At 73.9% G+C, this 19,759-nt stretch carries 20 protein-coding genes; 4 read left to right on the top strand and 16 right to left on the bottom strand.

What is annotated here, in order from left to right:
- Positions 1 to 27: 27 nt before the first annotated feature.
- The 3 genes from IF61_RS0104200 to IF61_RS0104190 form a co-directional block, all read right to left on the bottom strand.
- The gene (locus IF61_RS0104200; protein ID WP_030364847.1) at positions 28 to 948 is read right to left on the bottom strand and encodes a D-alanyl-D-alanine carboxypeptidase family protein; all 921 of its coding nucleotides are present in this window, start codon (positions 946 to 948) and stop codon (positions 28 to 30) included.
- A gap of 107 nt (positions 949 to 1,055) precedes the next feature.
- Positions 1,056 to 1,751, bottom strand: coding sequence for an HAD family hydrolase (locus tag IF61_RS0104195; RefSeq protein ID WP_030364846.1), 696 nt, complete (start codon positions 1,749 to 1,751; stop codon positions 1,056 to 1,058).
- Between the two features lie 35 nt (positions 1,752 to 1,786).
- Positions 1,787 to 2,269, bottom strand: a complete 483-nt coding sequence (locus IF61_RS0104190; RefSeq protein ID WP_030364845.1) for an Lrp/AsnC family transcriptional regulator — start codon at positions 2,267 to 2,269, stop codon at positions 1,787 to 1,789.
- A gap of 279 nt (positions 2,270 to 2,548) precedes the next feature.
- On the opposite strand from IF61_RS0104190, the gene IF61_RS0104185 reads away from it, so the two are divergent.
- Together IF61_RS0104185 and IF61_RS0104180 are read left to right on the top strand one after the other, a co-directional pair.
- The gene (locus IF61_RS0104185; protein ID WP_245684410.1) at positions 2,549 to 4,051 is read left to right on the top strand and encodes an FUSC family protein; all 1,503 of its coding nucleotides are present in this window, start codon (positions 2,549 to 2,551) and stop codon (positions 4,049 to 4,051) included.
- A gap of 64 nt (positions 4,052 to 4,115) precedes the next feature.
- Entirely contained in the window at positions 4,116 to 5,180 is a 1,065-nt protein-coding gene (locus tag IF61_RS0104180; protein WP_030364843.1) for a lactonase family protein, read from the top strand.
- A 227-nt stretch (positions 5,181 to 5,407) separates the two neighbouring features.
- Here the strand turns inward: IF61_RS0104180 and IF61_RS0104175 are convergent, their stop codons facing one another.
- The 4 genes from IF61_RS0104175 to IF61_RS0104160 form a co-directional block, all read right to left on the bottom strand.
- Positions 5,408 to 6,346, bottom strand: coding sequence for a sirohydrochlorin chelatase family protein (locus tag IF61_RS0104175; protein ID WP_078659953.1), 939 nt, complete (start codon positions 6,344 to 6,346; stop codon positions 5,408 to 5,410).
- A gap of 126 nt (positions 6,347 to 6,472) precedes the next feature.
- Positions 6,473 to 7,537 carry an N-acetylglucosamine kinase gene (locus IF61_RS0104170; protein WP_030364841.1) on the bottom strand — a complete coding sequence of 355 codons (1,065 nt, stop codon included), beginning with the start codon at positions 7,535 to 7,537 and terminating at the stop codon, positions 6,473 to 6,475.
- A 237-nt stretch (positions 7,538 to 7,774) separates the two neighbouring features.
- Positions 7,775 to 8,452, bottom strand: a complete 678-nt coding sequence (locus tag IF61_RS0104165; protein WP_030364840.1) for a uracil-DNA glycosylase — start codon at positions 8,450 to 8,452, stop codon at positions 7,775 to 7,777.
- 192 nt (positions 8,453 to 8,644) lie between these two features.
- Positions 8,645 to 9,739: an NADH:flavin oxidoreductase/NADH oxidase gene (locus tag IF61_RS0104160; protein WP_030364839.1), complete on the bottom strand. Its 1,095-nt coding sequence runs from the start codon at positions 9,737 to 9,739 to the stop codon at positions 8,645 to 8,647.
- A gap of 167 nt (positions 9,740 to 9,906) precedes the next feature.
- Here IF61_RS0104160 and IF61_RS0104155 point away from each other — a divergent pair, with 167 nt between their 5' ends.
- Positions 9,907 to 10,275, top strand: coding sequence for an ArsR/SmtB family transcription factor (locus tag IF61_RS0104155; protein WP_030364838.1), 369 nt, complete (start codon positions 9,907 to 9,909; stop codon positions 10,273 to 10,275).
- Between the two features lie 24 nt (positions 10,276 to 10,299).
- On the opposite strand, the gene IF61_RS0104150 is transcribed toward IF61_RS0104155, so the two are convergent.
- From IF61_RS0104150 to IF61_RS0104125, 6 genes are all read right to left on the bottom strand, one after another.
- Entirely contained in the window at positions 10,300 to 11,655 is a 1,356-nt protein-coding gene (locus IF61_RS0104150) for an FAD-dependent oxidoreductase (protein ID WP_030364837.1), read from the bottom strand.
- Between the two features lie 132 nt (positions 11,656 to 11,787).
- Entirely contained in the window at positions 11,788 to 12,405 is a 618-nt protein-coding gene (locus tag IF61_RS0104145; RefSeq protein ID WP_030364836.1) for a TetR/AcrR family transcriptional regulator, read from the bottom strand.
- A gap of 197 nt (positions 12,406 to 12,602) precedes the next feature.
- A complete protein-coding gene (locus tag IF61_RS0104140) occupies positions 12,603 to 13,298 on the bottom strand; it encodes an HAD family hydrolase (protein WP_030364835.1) in 696 nt (231 codons plus the stop codon).
- A 163-nt stretch (positions 13,299 to 13,461) separates the two neighbouring features.
- A complete protein-coding gene (locus tag IF61_RS0104135) occupies positions 13,462 to 14,190 on the bottom strand; it encodes a phosphatase PAP2 family protein (RefSeq protein WP_030364834.1) in 729 nt (242 codons plus the stop codon).
- An 83-nt stretch (positions 14,191 to 14,273) separates the two neighbouring features.
- A complete protein-coding gene (locus IF61_RS0104130) occupies positions 14,274 to 15,224 on the bottom strand; it encodes a M56 family metallopeptidase (protein WP_030364833.1) in 951 nt (316 codons plus the stop codon).
- An 87-nt stretch (positions 15,225 to 15,311) separates the two neighbouring features.
- The gene (locus tag IF61_RS0104125) at positions 15,312 to 15,896 is read right to left on the bottom strand and encodes a DUF5134 domain-containing protein (RefSeq protein ID WP_030364832.1); all 585 of its coding nucleotides are present in this window, start codon (positions 15,894 to 15,896) and stop codon (positions 15,312 to 15,314) included.
- Positions 15,897 to 16,123: 227 nt separating this feature from the next.
- Between IF61_RS0104125 and IF61_RS0104120 the strand changes: the two genes are divergently transcribed.
- Positions 16,124 to 16,666, top strand: a complete 543-nt coding sequence (locus IF61_RS0104120) for a GNAT family N-acetyltransferase (RefSeq protein WP_030364831.1) — start codon at positions 16,124 to 16,126, stop codon at positions 16,664 to 16,666.
- Between the two features lie 143 nt (positions 16,667 to 16,809).
- On the opposite strand, the gene IF61_RS0104115 is transcribed toward IF61_RS0104120, so the two are convergent.
- The 3 genes from IF61_RS0104115 to IF61_RS0104105 are packed head-to-tail and all read right to left on the bottom strand — an operon-like array spanning position 16,810 to position 19,411.
- Positions 16,810 to 17,562, bottom strand: a complete 753-nt coding sequence (locus IF61_RS0104115; RefSeq protein ID WP_030364830.1) for an amino acid ABC transporter ATP-binding protein — start codon at positions 17,560 to 17,562, stop codon at positions 16,810 to 16,812.
- Entirely contained in the window at positions 17,559 to 18,437 is an 879-nt protein-coding gene (locus IF61_RS0104110) for an amino acid ABC transporter permease (RefSeq protein ID WP_043187822.1), read from the bottom strand. Before IF61_RS0104110 ends, IF61_RS0104115 begins: the two co-directional genes overlap by 4 nt.
- Before the next feature lie 38 nt (positions 18,438 to 18,475).
- Complete coding sequence (locus tag IF61_RS0104105) at positions 18,476 to 19,411, bottom strand: ABC transporter substrate-binding protein (protein WP_052392379.1); 936 nt, start codon at positions 19,409 to 19,411, stop codon at positions 18,476 to 18,478.
- Between the last annotated feature and the right edge of the window lie 348 nt (positions 19,412 to 19,759).

The following is a 19,759-nucleotide window of genomic DNA, read 5'->3' as shown; positions in this document are numbered from 1 at the left end:
CGCTGTGGCCCGCCCGGGCCGGGCCCGTCAGTCCTTCTGCGCCGACTCCGGCAGCTGGCGGAGCTTCACGCTGGTCTTGGCCCGGTAGGCCCAGTCCAGCATCTTCACGGCGTCCGGGTAGCGGTCGGCGCCGTCGTTGAGGATGACGCCGACCACCGTCCGGCCGTTCCGCTCGGCGGCGAAGACCAGGCAGGCACCGGCCGTCGTGCCGGTGCCGGTCTTGATGCCGATGGCGCCCTTGTACGACCCGAGCAGCTTGTTGGTGTTGTCCCAGTAGTAGGTGCGGTTGATGTTCGCCGCCTTCTGGCGGGTCGCCGACGACTTGACCACCGTCCGGAACGTGCTGTTGCCCAGTGCGTGCCGGGCCAGCTGCGCCGAGTCGCGCGGGGTCGTGAAGTTGTTCCCCGCCCGGGATATGCCGTCGAAGGAGTCGTACTTGGTGTTCTTCAGGCCCAGGTCGGCGGCCTTCTTGTTCATCTTGGCGATGAACGACGCCGTCCGCGCCGCCTCGGTGCCGCCGCTGCCGAAGGTGTCCGCGAGCGCGTACGCGGCGTCGCAGCCCGAGGGCAGCATCAGGCCGTACAGCAGCTGCCGTACGGTCAGCTTGTCGCCCGTGCGCAGATCGGCCGTGCTCGCGCCCTGGCGGGCCACGTAGTCGCGGTACGACTGCTTGACGGTGACCTTCTTGTCGAGGTCCACGCCCTTGGTGTCCAGGACGGTCACCGCGGTCATCACCTTGGTGGTGCTGGCCATCTGCCGCCTGGTGTCGGCGTCCTTGCCCCACAGTCCGCTGTTCTTGCCGCTGTCGAGCAGGAACGCGCCCTTGGCGCTGACCGACGGGCCGCTCGCGGCCTCGGCGGTCGTCGCCGGGAGCACGACGGCGACCGCCGCGGCCGATGCGACCGCGGCCGCGCCCCAGCGGCGGACCGGTCTTCCGGATCGCTCCATGTATGCCTCTGTTCCTCGCGTGTTGAGCCGGGCGATTCACCTCACCCGTAATGCCGAGCGAGCCGATAATCGCACCGGTCCTTCGGTGGCAAGAAACTGGGGGCGCCTCAGTTTCCCCCGGTGACCCACTCGTAGGCCCGCCGGGCGTCGAATTCCTTCTGGCCGCCCGGGAAAAGCAGCCCCGCCGACGCGAAAGCGGGGTCGCCGGCGGTCCCCGGCACGTAGGGCACCGCCACGCACCCCATCCCCGCCCGGTGGGCCGCCTCGGCGCCGGGCGGGGCGTCCTCGACCACCACGCAGTCGCCCGGCGCCGCCCCGAGCCGCCGTGCGGCCTCCAGGAACACGTCCGGCTCGGGCTTGCCGTGCTCGACCTCCTCGGCCGAGACCAGCGTGGTCAGCACGCCGCCGAGCCCCGTACGGGCCAGCACCGCCTCGATCGCCGCCCGCGAGGAGCCCGACGCCACGGCGAGCGGCACGCCCGCCCCGTGGAGCAGGTCCACGAACCTGCGCATCTCCGGGAACGCCTCCGTGTGCGCCCCGGCCAGCTCCAGATAGGCGCGGTTCTTGGCGGCGAGGAGCTCGTCGACCGGGGCCTCGATGCCGTGCTCACGGCGGAGGGTCTCCAGCGTCTCCCGGGTGCCGATCCCGATGAACCGGGTGTGCTCCTCCCAGCTGAAGCCGGGCACGCCGTATTGCTCCAGCACCCGGCGACCCGCTTCGTAGTAATTCGGTTCGCTGTCCACGAGCGTTCCGTCGAGATCGAAAATGACCGCAGGATTCCGGGAATGACGCGAAAAGCTCATGCGGACCAGCATGCTGCAGACGGCCCGGCAGCCCCTCACCCGCCCCGCTGCGCCGCGCGTCCCACGGAATCCACCAAGGGCAGCACCCGGTAGGGCACGCGCTCGCGCAGCACCATCTCCGTACGGGTGCGCACCACCCCCGGCGTCCGGACCAGCACCTGGATCACGTCCTCCAGGTGTGCCGCGTCCCGCGCGACCACCCGGGCCAGCAGATCGCCGCCCCCGGTGGTCGAGAAGGCCTCCATGATCTCCGGGACCTCCGCCAGCGCCTCGGCGACCGTGTCCAGGTGCCCCTGGGTGACCTCGATGTGCACGAACGCCAGGACGGGGTGGCCCAGGGCGGCGGGCGACAGGCGCGGCCCCGAACCGGTGATCACACCGTCGCGCTCCAGCCGGTCCAGCCGGGCTTGCAGCGTGCCGCGGGCGATGCCCAGCACGCGCGCGTACTCGCGCACACTCGTCCGGGGCTGCTCCAGCAGCAACCGGAGGATCTTCGCGTCCAGTGTGTCCACGGCCATGGGCCAACGGCCTCCTCGTGGTCGGAGTTTCCCGTCAGTAACTGTACCAATGGCCCATTCATCGGGCGCGCTGTTGAGCCACTGAGGCCACAGATGTTTTCCTCTATCCATCGATGGCGTTGCGATGGGCTGCGCCGGGCGGCGAAGGAGCCGCGCCGGACCCCCGCAGCGCCTTTGTCATGCCGAAACCACATGGCGAAACCACATGCCGAAAACCATCCGTACGCGTGCGTGCGCGCGTACCCAACTCGGGGAGAAGGGGCGGTAGCACTGAAGAGGATCTTCGTGGCTCCGGATCCGGGCCTGCTCCGGCTGCGGACCGCCGTCCGCGCCGTCATCGGCGTGGGATTCGCGGTCACCGTCGTGGAGCTGTCCGGCCTGCCGCTGTCCGCCTCCATCGCGGGCGGCCTCGCGGCACTGCTCGCGATGTTCACCGTCGGCGACGCGACGCCGGGGCGTCAGGTGGTCACCACGGCCCTGCTGCCCGCCGTCGGGTTCCCCGTGCTCGCCCTGGCGGCGGCCCTGCACGGCATGCCCCTGGTGCGCGACGCCGCGTTCCTCGCCGTCGTGTTCTGCGGGGTCTACGCCCGGCGCTGGGGACCGCGCGGACAGGCGCTCGGCATCTTCGGCTTCATGATGTTCTTCGCCACCCAGTTCCTGCACGCCGTGCCCGCCCAGCTCCCGCACCTCTACGCGGCCGTGATCATGGCCCTCGCGGCCTGCGGCCTGGTGCGCTTCGGGCTGTGGTGCATCGAGCGCCGCACCCCGCCGCCGGCCGGACCGGCCCCGCTCGCCGGGCGCGGCCTCGCCCGCCCCACCACGCGGCTGGCCTTCCAGAACACCCTCGCCTGCGCCGTCGCCCTCGGCGTCGGCCAGCTGGTCTCCGACGAACGCTGGTACTGGGCCGTGGGCACCGCCTGGTGGATCTTCGTCAACACCGCCTCGCGCGGCGAGACCCTCGTCCGCGGGTTCCGCCGCGTCATCGGCACCCTGGCCGGCATCGCGGCCGGCCTCCTCGTGGCCGTACCGCTGCACGGCGCGCCCGGGCCCACCGCCGTCCTCGTCGCCCTCTGCGTCTTCGGGATCTTCTACACCGCGGCCCCCTCGTACAGCTGGATGATGTTCTTCGTGACCGTCATGGCCGGCCTGCTCTACGGTCTGCTGGGCGTCCTCCACCCCGGCCTGCTCGCCCTGCGCTTCGAGCAGACCCTCGTCGGAGCCGCCGGCGCCGCCATCGCCGTCGCGCTCGTCCTGCCCGTCACCACCCACGCCGCCACGGACGCCTGGATCCAGCGCGCCCTGGTCGCCGTACGGCACTGCACGGCCGACTCCGCGCGGCGGCTGGCCGGAGACGCGTCCGCGGACCCCGCACCGCACGTCGCCGAGCTCGAGCTCCTCCTCGGCAAGGTCCGCGTCTCCCTGGCCCCGCTGCTGCACCCGCTCAGCCCGCTGCGCGCCCGTAAGGAGCGCGCGCGGCAGGTCATGCTGCACCTCGACGACTGCGCCCGTCAGGCACGCGGCCTCGCGGCCGTCGCCGCGGACCCCGACGCCTCGCACGACGCCCGGCTCACCGCCGCCTGCCAGCGTGTCGAGACGGCGCTGCTCGGCCTCGTCGCGCCCGGCGGGGAGACCCGGTCGGCGGCCGTGCTGCCCGGTGCGGCACCGCACCACCACCCCGGCGCCGAGGCCGCGCTCGCCCATCTGCGCGACCTGGAGGCCGCGCTGTCCTCGCTGGCCGAGCCGCTGCGCAGCGGTCCCCGCGGAGTGTTCGCGGAGGCCTGACATCCGGTATGTCGGTGGCGCCGTGTAGCGTCGGGATCACAGTCTTCGGGGCGGGGAGGGCGGCATGACGGTCGACGGCGGACGGGCCGGGCAGCGCGGGCGGCTCGCGTACATCGGGTCGTACACGGCGGCCGGCGGCCGGGGCGTCACGGTCGCCGAGACCGACCCCGGCACGGGCGCGCTGAAGCTCCTGGGTTCCACGGACGCCGTGGCGAACCCCTCCTTCCTCGCCCTCTCGCCCGGGGCCGACGTGCTGTACGCGGTGAGCGAGACCGACGAGGGCGCCGTCGCGGCGTTCTCCCTCGCCGACCCCGTACGGCCGGGGCTGCTCGGCGAGCCCGTGCCCGTGCGGGGCGACGCCCCCACCCACCTCGCTGTCACCGGCACCCACGTGTTCACCGCCAACTACGGCTCGGGCAGCGTCAGCGCCCTCCCCGTCCGCAGGGGCGGCGGGCTCGGCACCCCTGCGGCGGTGCTGGCCCACCGGGGCAGCGGCCCCGTCGCGGACCGGCAGAAGGGCCCGCACGCCCACGCCGTCGTGCCCGACCCCTCGGGCCGCACGCTCCTCGCCGCCGACCTCGGCACGGACTCGGTGTGGACGTACGCGCTCGACCCGGTGACGGGCCTGCCGCGCCTCCACGGCGAGACCCGACTGCGGTCCGGCACGGGACCGCGGCACCTGGCGTTCGCTCCTCAGGCTGACCGCGTCTACGTGCTGAACGAGCTGGCGCCGAGCGTCACCGTCTGCCGCTGGAGCAGCGCGGACGGGCTGCTGGAGCCCCTCGGTGAGACGCGCGTCCTGCCGCCCGGCGAGGGCGTCCCGACGTATCCGTCCGAGCCCGTGGTCTCCGCCGACGGACGGTTCCTCTGGGTGGCCAACCGGGGCCACGACAGCATCTCGGTCCTCGCCCTCGACGGATCGGGGAACGTCCTAGGGCTCCGCGACGTCGTCGGCTGCGGGGGCGCCTGGCCGCGGGACCTGACCCTGCACCCGTCGGGCCGGTACCTGTACGCCGCCAACGAGCGGTCGGGCGACGTCTCGTGGTTCGTCGTGGACCCGGACACCGGCATACCGGCCTTCGCCGGCACGGTCGCCGTGCCGGCGGCATCCTGCGTGATCTTCAACTGAGCCCGAGGCACTGAGCCCGAGGCACTGAGCCCGAGGCGCTGAGCCCGGGCACTGAGTCAGGTGCGCTGAGCCCTCGGCCCGATCCCTTGCCCCGGGGCCCAGGAAAGCCGAGAGGGGCTCTCCGCAGTGCAGGAGCCCCTCTTCCGGGAAACGGCGGGTCGAGCGGTCAGACGGTCACGGCACCCTCTGGTCGCAGGACCCGTACGGAAACGCAGTCGCGAGGACGGTCAGCGCGCCGGGCTCTGGGCCGGCTGCACGGATATGCCCAGCACCTCGGCGTACTTCGCCAGGACGAGCTTGCCGATCGCCGGGTAGGCGCCGAGCGGCGCGGCCGCCGTGCAGTCCGCCTCCTTGGCGGCGGCGTCCGCGATCCCCTCGGCGATCTCCGGGCCGATGAGGCCGGGAGCGAGCGCGAGGTTCCGCGAGCCGGAGCCGCGCAGCTGGTCGGCCGCGCGCGCGATGTCGCCCTCGATGTCGAGAGCGGCCGCGAGGACCGGCACGGCGAGGCGGGCGGAGAGCAGCATGCCGCTGATCCCGGCGGCCTGTACGGCCTCCTCGCCGCCGACCGTCGCCAGGATGATCCCGTCCGCCGCCGTTGCAACTGTGAACAGTCGCGCGCGGTCGGCGCGGGCCAGGCCGGCCTCCGACAGGCGGACGTGCAGGGCCTCGGCGAGCAGCGGGTGCGGGCCGAGCGCGTCGGTGAGCTCGGCGGCGGAACCGCTGCTCATGACGGACTGGCGGACGCGGCGCAGGAGGGCGTTGTCGGGGCCGGCCAGGAGCGGCACCACGACGGCCGGGGGCCACTGGTCCCAGACGTCGGCGGCGCCGTCCTCGGCACCGGCTTCGCGGGCTTCGCTCGCGCGAGCGGTGCGCTGCGCGGCGGCGTAGGCGAGGACGGACTCGAGGGGCGGGTAGCCCTCGGCGCCGCCGTCGGCGTCCACGTAGCCGATGCGGGCGTCGAGCCCCGGGAGCTCGGAGCGCGCGATGCTGAGGACCTCCTCGGCGAGGAGGCGCGTCGCCGTGTCGGGGAGCCCCGGGACGGCGAGCACCAGCGGCGGCGCGCCGGCGGGGGCGGCCGCCGGCTCCGGCCGCCGGTGCCGTCCGGGCTGACGGGGTCGCGGCATTCGTACAGGCAGGCCAGGCGCAGGCCCTGTGGGGGAGCTCATGGCGCCGCATGTTAGTCGTTCGGGGCACTCGGCCGTTCGGGTGGGGGCGTCCCGGTGGTGTCTGTCCGGATTTATTCGCCCAAAAATACGCTCATCGCAGAAGCGTACGGGCGTGATCGGAAGCGGTCAGCAAACGATGCGGAGCATCGGTGGATCGGCCGGCAGCAGCAGACTGTCCGTCAGCAGGGCTTCGGCCACGCACAACGCGCCGTCCAGGGGCTCGCCCGCCGCGGCGACCGGACGCGCACGGGGAAGTTGCAATTGCAACTCCTCGCGCAGGGGTGCGAGCAGGGGTGCGCCCATGCGGAGGAGGCCGCCGGTAACGGCCACGTCGTAAGCATCGCCGGTCCCATACACCTCGTCGGCCGGATCCACCAGACCTGCCTGCCGGCCGACTGCTGCCCGGGTCGCTTCCCGGCCGGGCCGGGGCGGCGGGCAGACCGCCGCCGCCGCCTCGGCGATGTGCCGGGCCGCCCGGCGCAGGATGCCGGCCGCCACCGGGTCGGCCGGGGCGCACCGGGACACCTCCGGGGCGAACGAGGCGAGGACGGCGGGCCGGTCCGCCCGGGGATACAGGGCGGCGGGCAGCTCCGGCGGCGGGCCGAAGACCGCCTGCAGCCGCTCCAGCAGCGCGTGCGAACCGCCGGCCCGCCCGTCGTACGCCCGCATCGCCGCCTCCAGGCCGGCGCGGCCGATCCAGGCGCCGCTCCCGCAGTCGCCGAGCAGATGGCCCCAGCCGTCGGCGCGCCGCCAGCCGCCCTCCGCGGTCAGGTCCGTGCCCACCGCGATCAGCCCGGTGCCCGCGGCGACGACGGCTCCCGGCCGCTGGCCCAGGGCGCCGGCGTAGGCGGTGACGGCGTCCGCGGCCAGGGCGAGCCTTCGCGCGCCGAGGGCCTCGCGCAGGGCCGGGGGCAGGACGGCGCGCAGGTCCGCCCCGAGCGAGACCATGCCGGCGGCGCCCACGCAGACGGCCTCGCAGTGCTGCGCCCCGGCCCGCGCCAGCAGGCTCCGGGCCGCGGGCAGCACCTGGCCGAGCAGGTCCCGGGCGTCGATGCCCTGCTCGCCGACGGCTGCCGGGACGGAGGAGGACCAGGCCAGGTCCGGGCTGCCGGCCGGGACCGCGCGCAGGGCGACGCGGATCCCCGAGCCGCCGGAGTCGACGCCGAGGACGTGACCGGTCGCCGGGCTCACCGGGCCGGCCGCGTCAGGAGGCGCCCCTTGGCAGGGCCGGGCTCCCGGCCTGCCGCCGCGGTGCCCGGCACGTACTCGGCCGCCGTGTTCACTGGGCCGCCCCCACGTGCAGGCGCCCTGCGGCGAGGCCGCACTGCCGGTGATGCGGCAGCAGCCCCCGGGCCGCCGCCCGGACCGGGGGCACGGCCGCAGGCGGCACGGCGGATGCCGCAAGCACCGCGGAGGCCGCCGCACGCATCACGGAAGCTGCCAGTCCACCGGGGCCGAGCCCTGGCGCGCCAGCAGGTCGTTGGCGCGGCTGAACGGCCGCGAGCCGAAGAAGCCGCGGTCGGCCGACATGGGGGAGGGGTGCGCCGACTCCACGGACGGCACCTGCCCCAGCAGTGGCCGCAGGTTGCGCGCGTCGCGCCCCCAGAGGATCGCCACCAGCGGCCGCCCCCGTTCGACCAGCGCCCGGATCGCCTGCTCGGTGACCTCCTCCCAACCCTTGCCGCGGTGTGCGGCGGGCTTGCGCGGGGCGGTGGTCAGCGCCCTGTTGAGGAGCAGGACGCCCTGCCGGGTCCACGGCGTGAGGTCGCCGTTGGACGGCCGCGGCAGCCCCAGGTCGGTGTGCATCTCGCGGTATATGTTCTCCAGACTGCCGGGCAGCGGGCGCACCTCGGGCGCCACGGAGAAGCTCAGCCCGACTGCGTGCCCCGGCGTCGGGTACGGGTCCTGACCCACGATCAGCACCCGGACGTCGTCGAACGGCTGCTGGAAGGCGCGCAGGACGTTGGCGCCCGATGGCAGGTACGTGCGGCCCGCGGCGATTTCGGCGCGCAGGAAGTCGCCCATCGCGGCGATCCGGTCGGCCACCGGCTCCAGGGCCTTTGCCCAGCCCGGTTCGACGATCTCGTGCAAAGGTCGTGCAGCCACAGCTGCCGCCCCTCCCTGTAATACAGACTGCTGGCAGTTGCGCAAGTCTAGGATCGTACGCGAGGGAGGGGCCGCGCTCGCATCCCGGCTCCGGGGGCCGGGCCGGGCGGGAGCAGCGCGTACGCCCGCCCTTTCCCGTCCGGCGGATTCAGCCGTACGTGTGGCCCACGGGCCGCGGCTGCCCCTTGCGTCTCAGACGGCCCAGCCGTACTGGTCGGGCAGGCGCTTCGCCGCACCGAGCGCGGCCGCCGCGCGGTGGGGCCAGTGCGGGTCGCGGAGCAGTTCGCGGCCGAGCAGAACGGCGTCGGCCTCACCGGCGGCGAGGATCTTCTCGGCCTGCTGCGGCTCGGTGATCAGGCCGACCGCGGCGGTCGGCAGGCCGGCCTCCGCGCGGACCCGGCGGGCGAACGGCACCTGGTAGCCGGGGCCGGTGGGGATGCGGATGCCTGAGGTGATGCCGCCCGTGGAGACGTCCAGCAGGTCCACGCCGCGGACCCGCAGCTCGCGCGCGAGGCGCACGGTGTCGTCGGCGGTCCAGCCGTCGCGCCCGTCCTCGGGGTTCTCCGCCACCCAGTCCGTCGCCGACGTCCGGAAGAACACCGGCAGTTCCTCCGGCCACACCGCGCGCACCGCTTCCACGACCTCCAGCGCGAAGCGCGCCCGGTTCTCGAACGAACCCCCGTAGGTGTCGGTGCGCCGGTTGCTGAGCGGGGACAGGAACTCGTGGATGAGGTAGCCGTGCGCGCCGTGCACCTCCACGACCTGGAAGCCGGCGGCCAGGGCGCGCTGCGCCGCCTCCGCGAACTGCCGCACCACCTGCTGGATCTGTTCCACCGTCAACGCGTCGGGTACGGGATGGCCCGGCGCGTACGGCAGCGCGCTCGGGGCGGCCGGCTGCCAGCCCTCGTCCGGGCCCGCCGGCCCGCCGCCGCGCCACGGCCGGTCGGTGGCCGCCTTGCGGCCGGCGTGCCCGAGCTGGATGCCCGGCACGGTGCCGCGCTCCTTGAGGAACGAGGCGATGCGGCGGAGCGCCCCGGCCTGGGTGTCGTTCCAGAGCCCGAGATCGGCCGGGCTGATGCGGCCCTCGGGGCTGACCGCGGTCGCCTCCACCAGGATCAGCCCCGCGCCGCCGGTCGCGCGGGCGGCGTAGTGCGCGAAGTGCCAGTCGCCGGCGACGCCCGCGTTCGGTCCGAAGACCTCGGCGCTGTACTGGCACATCGGGGCCATCCAGATCCGGTTGGGAACGGTGAGCGAGCGCAGGTCGTACGGAGTGAAGAGTGCGGTCATGGCGGTCATGGCAGTCACAGCGGGCTCCTCCAGATACGCCGGGGGTCTCCACGGCGGGCTGGTCGTACGATAACCCTCGTAGTACGAGAGATGTCAAACTACGAGGGTCCTCGTACAATGGGGGCGTCGTGGAGATCCCCGGCGTACCTGGAGGAGCAGCCGTGCCGGTGCAGAGAGCAAAGAAGCAGCCGTCGCCGAGCGGCCGCTCCCTGGAGCACCCGGACCGCGCGGACATCCGCCTGGAGGGCGTGCTGCACGCGCTCTCCGACCCCATGCGCCTGCAGATCGTGCGTGACCTCGCTGCGGGAGAGGGCGAGTTGAACTGCTCGGTCTTCGACCTCCCGGTCAGTAAGTCGACGACGACCCACCACTTCCGCGTGCTGCGCGAGAACGGCGTGGTCCGGCAGATCTACCGGGGCACCGCGAAGATGAACGCCCTGCGCCGCGAGGACCTCGAAGCGCTCTTCCCCGGGCTGCTCGACTCCGTCCTCACGGCGGCGTCGCTCCAGGCGTCCCGCCCGGGCGGCGAGTCCTGACGGAGACCTCCGGCCCGGGGGCCGTCAGCCGCCGGCGCGCGCCGCGGACAGCAGCCCCGCCCAGTCCGGGATCTTCACCGGCCCGCGCCCCAGCCGCCGGCCCAGAGCGGCCTCCGCGGCCTCGATGCCCAGCCAGCCCGTCCACTCCACGGGCTGCCGCCCCGCCGCCCGCAGGGCGGCCCGCGCCTCCTCGGCGGTCACGGGCGTGCGCTCCGCGAGCGCCCCGGCATCGGCCAGCAGGGACGTCACCGTCTCCTTCGCACACGAGCGGTTCGTGCCGATCACACCCGTCGGACCGCGCTTGATCCACCCCGCCACGTACTCGCCGGGCGACGGCACGCCGTCCCGCAGCACCCGGCCTTCCGCGTTCGGCACGGTCCCCAGCCCGCCGTCGAACGGCAGACCCGCGATCGGCACCCCGCGGTAGCCCACCGAGCGCAGCACCAGCTGCGCCTCGACGTCCTCGAACTCACCCGTCCCGGCGATGCCGCCGCGGCCGTCCGGGACCGTCCGCTCGAAGCGCACGGCGCGCACCGCACCGTCGCCGAGCAGGGCGACGGGCCGGAGGAAGAACCGCAGGTGGATTCGGCGCGGGCGGCCCGCCGGAGGCCGTCCGGCCCAGTCGCGCAGGACCTCCACGTTGCGCCGCCCCGCCGCGGGCAGCCCGCCGGGGTCGGCCCACGCGGGATCGAGCGCCGCCTCCCCGGCCCGTACGAGCGTCTCCGCACCCGGCAGAGCGCCCAGCTCGCGCAGCTCCTTCGTGGTGAACTTCGCCTGCGAGGGCCCGCGCCGGCCGACCATGTGGATGTCCGTCACCCGGCTCTCCGCGAGCGCTCCCAGGGCGGCGTCCGGCACGTCGGTGTGGTGCAGTTCGCCGGGGCCGCGCCCCAGCACGCGGGCCACGTCGACGGCGACGTTCCCCATGCCGATGACGACCGCGGAGCGCGCGCCCAGCACGAACCCGCCAGGCAGAGCGTCCGGATGGGCGCTGTACCAGGAGACGAACTCCGTGGCCGAGAAGCTGCCGGGCAGCTCCTCGCCCGGGATGCCGAGCCGCCGGTCGGTCGCGGCCCCGACGCAGTAGACCACCGCGTGGTACATCTCCAGCAGCCTGCGCGGCGCCAGGCCGCGTGGGCCGTCGCCCACCGGGACGTTGCCGAAGAACCTGATGCCCGGGTGCTCCATGGCGGCCCGCAGGTTGTTCTGCAGCGACTTGATCTTCTCGTGGTCGGGCGCGACGCCGTAGCGCACCAGCCCGTACGGGCAGGGCAGCCGGTCCAGCACGTCCACCGTCACGCCGGGGACGTCCCGCTGCTGCACCAGGGCCTGGGCGGTGTAGACCCCGCTCGGCCCCGACCCGACGACGGCGATGCGAAGCACGGTGGGCCCCTTTCCGCGGATCTCCGCAGATGTCCCGCAGGTCCCTCCAGGATCGCACCGGGGACCGCTGGACGGGAGTGCGACAGGCGGGCATGGCCGGTTCGGGAGGGCCGGACGGGGCGTAGCCGCTGCTCAGGTGCCGGCGGGCGGCGGCTCGGGACCGGGCGGAATCCCCAGGCCCCAGTCGAGCCCGTAGCGCTGGAACAGCTCCGCGCGCAGGCGTTCGAACGGCATGGGGGCGCCCGGCAGCAGGACCGCCACGACGGCGCCCATCAGCAGCGCGCGCAGCAGCGGGTAGTCCGTGTCGGGGTCGGGGGAACCGTAGGCCGCCACCGTGTCGTGCAGCAGGTGCGCGAGGCGCTGCTGCTCAGGGCACTGGATGAATCCTTCCGCCTGGAGGATTCCGGCCATGTGGGTGCGCATCAGCAGCGGCCGGTCCCGCGCGAGCCCGAGGATCGCGTCGATCGCGCGGGCGAGGCGCTCGCGGCCGTCCCGGGCGCACGGGGCGCGCTCCAGGCCGGCCTCGAGCTCCAAGTGCATCACGCGGTGCACCGCGGACTGCAGCAACTGCCGCTTGCCCGGGAAGTAGTACGAGACGAGGCCGCGCGCCGTGCCCGCCCGGTCGGCGATGTCGGCGAGCGTCGTCGCCTCGTACCCGCGTTCACCGATGAGCTCGACCGTCGCCTGGAGCAGCCGCTCACGGGAACGGCGGCGCATCTCCTCGTTGGCCGACGCGCTGCGCGGGGACATTCCGTAACTCCTGCGTTGACTGGCTCCGGGCCAATATACTCAGGAGCTGTCCGGCCGTCCTGCCCGCCCCGGCGTGGTACGACTCCGGCGTGTGGCTGGCCTGGGCGGAGCGGGGGACCGCCCAGACCAGCGGGGCGGTCTCGTACAGCCCGGGGGAGCTCAGCAGCGGGCTTCGCCGGCAGGCCTGCCGGCGGCCGTCAGCCGAGCAGCCCGAGCACCGGCCGCAGGCCCGCCGGCCGCTCCTCGACGGGCAAATGATCCACCAGATGCACCGCACAGCCCAGCGCGGCGGCTCCCCCGTCGGCCCGGCGGTCGTCCCCCACCATCAGCACCTCCCCGGGAGTCAGCCCGAGCGCCTGACAGGCCGCCAGGAACAGCTGTGGATCGGGCTTCTGCACACCGTGTTCGAAGGACAGGACATAGGCGTCCACCCATGTGTCGAGGCCGTGCGCCCGGAACACCGGCCGCAGATCCCAGCCCACGTTGCTGACCACGGCCGTTCGCACACCGCGCCGCCGCAGCTCACCGAGGACACCGCACGCATCGGCGTACGGGCGCCAGGCGGCCGGCTCCTTGTGGCGCTCGTACAGCGCGTCGTAGACCTCGGTCCGGGGCAGCGGCACCTCGCGCGCCAGGCCGGTGTACGCGGCGCGGTGCTCCTCCGCGCTGCGGTCGCGCGCGGCCCACACCTCGGTCAGATGCGGCGGTACGGAGCCCGGATGCGCACCGCCCGGGAGCGCGCCCGCCTCCTCCAACCGCCGGGCGGCCCCGGCCGCTTCGGTCTCACCCATCCGTACGCCCGTCCGCTCCAGCGCCGCGGTCAGCCACGACACGGCCGACTCGACCCGGAACAGCGTGCCGGAGAAGTCGAAGAGCACTCCCTTGACCGTCATGACGCCCCCTCAGCCCCCGTCCGTGCGAGCAGACGGCGGGCTCATTGATTGATGTCAGAGAAGCCGGCTTGGTGTCAGAGAGGCCGGCTTGATGTCAGAGAGGCCAGCGTCGCACGGAGCGCCGGACGGTTGCCGGGTATCGGGCCGAGGGCCGCGGATCGGCTCACCGCCGCGCCGCCCCACCCGTTCCCGCCCCGTCCGCCCGCCTGCCCGTCAGCAACTCGAACAACGCCGCGGAAACCGCCACCAGCGCCCCGCCCAGCAGCCACCCGCCCACGACGTCCGACAGCCAGTGGACCCCCAGGTACAGCCGGGTGAAGCCGACCCCGAGCACCGACACCGCGCCGGCCGCCAGAGCGGCCCGCAGCCCCACTGCCCGTACGCCGTGTCGCCACAGGAGCCACACGAGGAGCCCGCAGGTGACCGTCGCCGTCAGGGCGTGCCCCGAGGGGAACGCCGCGTAGTGCGCGGTCGCCACCGGGTCCGGCCAGCTCGGACGGGCCCGCCCCACCGCCGCCTTGAGCCCCTGCTGGAGCGAGGTGCCCAGGGCCGACGTGCCGGCGATCCAGGCGCAGAGCAGCCAGTCGCGCCGCCGCGCGAGCCACAGCACGGCGACGGCCAGGGCGGCGCGCATCGTCCAGGGGTCCCACAGCCGGTCGGAGAGCACACGGACGCACCGCGTCCAGCCGCGGTGCTCCACGGCCACGGGGTGCAGCCCGTCCGCGACGTACCGGTCGAGTGAGACGAGCGGCTCCCACGCGCAGGCCACCAGGGCCAGCAGCACACCGAACACGGCGGCGAGGGCGAGTCCGGTGCGGATCGCCACCGGCCGGGCGGTCGTGCGGGAAGGGGAGCGGGGGAGTGCGGGCGAAGGCCGCGGCGGGGCGTGCATGGGGCGATCGTGGCCCATGGTGCCCCGGCAGGGCTACTCGTTCGCAACGGCCGCCTGCTCCCGGCCGTTCGGCCGTGCCGCGCCTACGAGCCGGACCGGCTCAGTGCGCTCAGGCCCGGCATGAACGTGACCAGCAGCGGGACCGCCGGCACCAGGGAGGCCACCGCCGTCAGCCGCAGCCGCCGCGCCGCAGTCAGCCGGGGCGCGGGGGCCAGCAACCGCTGCACCCGCGTCGGCACCTGGGACAGCTGGGACGGGCACGGCCCGAACACCCCGCGGTCCTCGTTCAGCTCCACCAGGGCCAGGGCGGTCGTCAGCCGGCCGAAGCGCCGCGACGCGGCATCGTCCGCCGCCAGTTCGACCAGGTGGTGGACCTGGTCGCGGAACGCCGCGAACACCGGCACCTGCGGGAAGCCGTTCGCGAGCGCTGAGGAGACGTGCAGCAGCCAGTGGTGCCGGGCCCGGGCGTGACCCTGCTCGTGGGCCAGCACCGCATCCAGCTGCGAGCCTTTGAGGCGGCGCAGCGCCCCCGTCGTGATCACCAGCTGCGGGGCCTGGCCGCCGGGCAGCCACCAGGCGTCCGGGCGGTCGCCCTCCAGCACCACGAGCCGGTCCCCGCCGGGCTCCTCGCCGGGCAGCAAGGGGGAACGCACCAGCAACTCTGCGTGGCGCCTGCGGCGACCGGCGCGCGCCCAGCGGATCTCGCGGCTCAGCATCCACGCCGTCCACGCGGCACCGCTCGCCAGCGTCAGGGCCAGCGGCGCGGCCCACGCGGCGTAGGCGGTGAGGGCGTACGCCTCGACCACACCGTGCGGCGCTGCGGCGAAGACGTGCCCGCGCACGGCCTCCCAGGCCGCGGCGGCGCTCAGCGCCATGGCGAGCAGACAGCACAGCAGCACGGCCGCCACCGCGCACTGCCACACCCACAGCGCCACGACCGGCTCGCGGTCCGGCCAGTCGGAGCGCGTCAGCACACGCGGCGCCAGCGCCGCCACCAGTGCGCCGAGGACCAGCAGCGCGAGCGGGACCATCATGGCCGTCAGCCTATGAGCGGCGGCGCGGGCAGGGGTACGGTCCCGTACGCGAAGTGACGCACGCCACGGGGTGGCCGGGGCGCGCGCTCAGAGCGTCAGCAGCATGGCCAGCATGCCGATGCCCATGGACAGCCGGCAGGCGTGCGTGAGGTCCGGCCGGCCCGGCCAGGTGAGCTGCCCCGAGGCGACGGTGACGGGGACGAGCACGGCCACCGTGCGGACCACGTACACGGCGAAGTACACCAGCAGCAGCCCCGTCAGCAGCGGGGTGCCGGCCGGCTCGTGCGCCACCGCGGCGTGCGCGGCCGTGCCCGCGTGCACGCTCCGGCCGCCCGCGGGGCCGCCGGCCATCGCCAGCGCCATATAGACCATGGCGAACGCGCCCACGGCGTGGTGGAGGTGAGCAGTGTCCAGGCGGCCCCGGGCCACGGCCACCAGTGTGTGCACCCCGGCTGCCCCGAAGACGACGGCGAACAGCAGGGCACCCCACGGCCGCGTGTCCAGGACCGTGGCCGGAACGGCCATGGCGGCCATGCCGAGCCCCATGAGGGCATCGCTCCCGACGGCCCGGCGCTCCCCTCCAGGGCCCGCGTGGAGGCGCACCAGGCAGTACGCGCCCGTCGCGGCGCACAGCGCCACCAGCAGCCAGCCGATCAGCGGCGGTCCGTGCACGGCACACCTCCCCTGACGCGCAGACCCACCTCCGGTTGATTCCCCCGGGGACGAGTGCACATGGGGGCGCATGGGCGCACGGAAGGGGAATAGGAGGGGTAGAAGTGCGCCCGCGCACGCGCGGTCGCACGCCAGGGGCGCGCAAGCGGGCGACGGCCGCGCGCCGGGGCCGGGTTAGTGTTCACGTGGAGCCGGAACCGCCGTACGGAGAGGACCCCAGGAACACGATGGACACCATCAGCAGCACCGAGACGAGCTTCCGGGACGCGACCGCCGACGACGTGCCCGTACTCGTGGCGCTCGTCGAGTCGGCCTACCGCGGTGACGCGAGCCGCGCCGGCTGGACGACCGAGGCGGACCTGCTGGACGGCCAGCGCACCGACCCCGAGGGCGTCGAGGCCGTGGTGACGGACCCGGCGAGCAGGCTGCTGGTGGTCGAGCGCGGCGGCCGGATAGTGGCCTGCTGCCAGCTCGAACACCGGGGAGCGCACGCGTACTTCGGGATGTTCGCCGTCAGCCCGGAGATCCAGGGCGGCGGGCTCGGCAAGGTGGTCATCGCGGAGGCCGAGCGGCTGGTCCACGCCGAGTGGGGCGCCACGGAGATGCACATGACCGTCATCAGGCAGCGTGACGAGCTGATCGCCTGGTATGAGCGCCGGGGCTACCGGCGCACCGGGCGGATGAGCCCGTTCCCGTACGGGGACGAGCGCTTCGGTATCCCGCAGCGTGACGACCTGGAGTTCGAGCTGCTGATCAAGGAACTGGCCTGAGGACGCGGTAAGGGGCGCTGCCCATTGAGCAGCGCCCCTTACTCCTTCTCACTTCGAGTTACTCCTTCTCACTTCGAGGCCCTCATCCCCAGGGTTCTCACCCCAAGGCTTCTCATTCCAGGGCCGCGCAACTCACGGTCGGCTCACAGCCGCCCCGCCTCCACGATCCGCCGCAGGAACCGCCTGGTGCGTTCCTCGCGAGGCCGGCCGAAGACCTCCTCGGGGGTGCCGCGCTCCAGCACGACCCCGCCGTCCAGGAAGCACACCTGGTCGGCGACGTCCCTGGCGAAGCCCATCTCGTGCGTGGCCAGGACCATCGTCATGCCGTCCTCCTTGAGGTCCCGCACGACGCCCAGCACCTCGCCGACCAGCTCGGGGTCGAGGGCCGCCGTGATCTCGTCCAGGAGCAGCAGCCGCGGCCGGCCCGCGAGCGCCCGGACGATCGCCACGCGCTGCTGCTGACCGCCGCTGAGCCGGTCGGGGTACTCGCCCGCCTTGCCGCCCAGGCCGAGCCGCTCCAGCAACTCCCGGGCCCGTTCCTCGGCCTCCGCGCGGGGGACGCCGTGGACCCGCCGCGGGGCCAGCGTGATGTTGTCGAGCACGGTCATGTGCGGGAAGAGGTTGTACGCCTGGAAGACGACGCCGATGCGGCGGCGGACGGTGTCCGGGTCGACGCGCGGGTCGGTGATGTCCTCGCCGTCGAGGAGGATCGCCCCGTCGTCGATCTCCTCCAGCAGGTTCGCGCAGCGCAGCAGCGTCGACTTGCCGGAGCCGGAGGCGCCGATGAGGGCGGTCACCGTGTGCGGGGCGACGTCCAGGTCCACGTCGCGCAGCACCACCGTGCCCCCGAAGGTCTTGCGCACCGCTTCGAGGCGCAGCACGGGCTGCGTGCTCATACGATCCCTCCCTGTGCCCGCCGGCGGTCCGTCCGTGCCGTGACCCAGTCGGTGAAGCGGGTCATGGGGATGGTGAGGGCGACGAAGATGAGCCCGGCGACCACGTACGGCGTGTAGTTGAAGCTCTTGCTCGAAAGGATCTGGGCCGCGTAGACGGCGTCCACCGCGCCCGCGATCGAGACGAGCCCGGTGTCCTTCTGCAGCGAGACCAGGTCGTTCAGGAGAGGCGGCACGACCCTGCGCACGGCCTGCGGGAGGATGACGAACCGCAGGGTCTGGCGGGCGCTGAGGCCCAGCGAGCGGGCGGCGGCGCGCTGGCTGGGGTGCACGGACTCGATGCCCGCGCGGAAGACCTCGGCGACGTACGCCGAGTAGGTCAGCACCAGCGCCGTCCCGCCCAGCAGCACCGGGTCGGTCGTCACTCCCTGCAGCCGCAGCGCCGGGACGCCGAAGACGACCATCAGCAGGCAGATCACCAGGGGCAGCCCGCGGAAGAAGTCGGTGTAGGCGGTGGCGAGCGCGCGCAGCGGGAAGAAGACCGGGCCGCGCAGGGTACGGGCGACGGCGATCAGCAGGCCGAGGACGAGCACGGCCGCCCCGCACACGACCAGCAGGCGGAGGTTCAGCCAGAGGCCCTCCAGAACCTGGGGCAGCGCCTCGCGCGCGTAGTGCCCGTTCAGAAACGTTTCACGGGTGCGCGGCCAGCCGGGGGAGCTGACGACGGCCACGAACAGGACGGCGCCCGTGACCAGGGTGCTGCCGGCGGCGACGGCCGTGGCGCGGCGCGCCCGCGTCCGTTTGAAGCGCTCCCGTTCGAGGCGCCGTGCGGAGGGGGTGTAGGCGTCCTGGGCGGCGTTCTTCACCAGGGACGGCACGGCGTCCCCGGGCCCGGCGGCGGCCGCTTCGCCGGCGCTCACTTCAGCACCGGGGCGTCGGCGGCCTCGGAGAGCCACTTCTTCTCCAGGCGGGCGAGCGTGCCGTCCTTGCGGAGGGAGTCGACGGCGCCGCTGACGCACGAGGTGAGGCGGCTGCCCTTGTCGAGGACGAGACCGAACTGCTCGGGCTTGCCGCCCCCGGCCTCGAACTGGCCGACGATCCTGGCCTCCTGGATCTCGGCGGAGGTGATGTAGAAGGCGGTCGGCAGGTCCACGACGATCGCCTCGACCTGGCCGTTCTTGAGCGCGGTCTTGGCGTAGTCGTTCTTCTGGAAGACGGCGGGCCGTTCGCCGGGCTTGATGACGTCGTTGACGACGTCGAGGCTGGTGGTGCCGACCTGGGCGCCGAGCTTGACGTGCTTGAGGTCGGCGACGTTCCCGGCCTTGGCGGCGGGGGAGTCCTTGAGGGCGATGACGGCCTGGCGGACGTCGTAGTAGCCGGAGGAGAAGTCGACGGCGCGGCGGCGCTCGTCGCTGACGGAGACCTGGTTGAGGTCGACGTCGAACTTCTTGGCGCCGGGGGCGACGGCGGTGTTGAAGGGCACGGTCCGCCAGGCCACGTCGGCCCGGTCGTACCCGAGCCGCTCGGCGAGGGCGTAGGCGACGGCCGACTCGAAGCCCTTGCCGTTCGCGGGGTCGTCGCCTTCGAACCAGGGCGCGTAGGCGGGCTTGTCGGTGCCCACGGTCAGTTTGCCGGGGACCTGCGTGGCCAGCTTCCCCTTCGTGCACGCGGCCGCGGCGGGCGGCGCTGCGGAGGAGTTCGACGAGCCGGAGCTGCTGTCGTCCTGGGGAGCACAGCCGGCGGTGGCCGCGAGGAGGACGGCGAGGCAGGCGGCGACCGGGGCCGTGCGGCGGACGGCGGAGGGCGCGGCCGGGGTGGCGGTGCGGCGCGTGGGCCGGTTGGCGACGGGCATGGCGCGAGACTGGCAGCGTGATCACCGGTCTGTCCAGGTCAGATCACCGGTCGTCCGAATACCGGAAGACTGTTGCACCTTCGTGAATTCACCGGCGGCGGGCGGGTAGGCCCGGAGGACGTGGGAGGGGCGGACCCCCGGGCCGCCGGGACGGCCCGGAATGGCTGGAACTCGACTAGGACAGTTCACGGGGCTGCTGGGGCCGATGTGTCGGAATTGTGGATCCGGGAACACATATGGCGGAGGCGTGCAGGAAAAACGGCGGCCCTACCTGGGGGTCGGCAGGATAATTTGTGGCCTCCCCTCTTGAGCAGGAGAAGCGCGCACGGATACGGTGTCTTAACGCCA

The sequence above is a fragment of the Streptomyces roseoverticillatus genome (genome assembly GCF_000719265.1).
GTDB classification, from domain to species: domain Bacteria; phylum Actinomycetota; class Actinomycetes; order Streptomycetales; family Streptomycetaceae; genus Streptomyces; species Streptomyces roseoverticillatus.
This window is presented reverse-complemented; position numbering and strand designations above follow the sequence as displayed.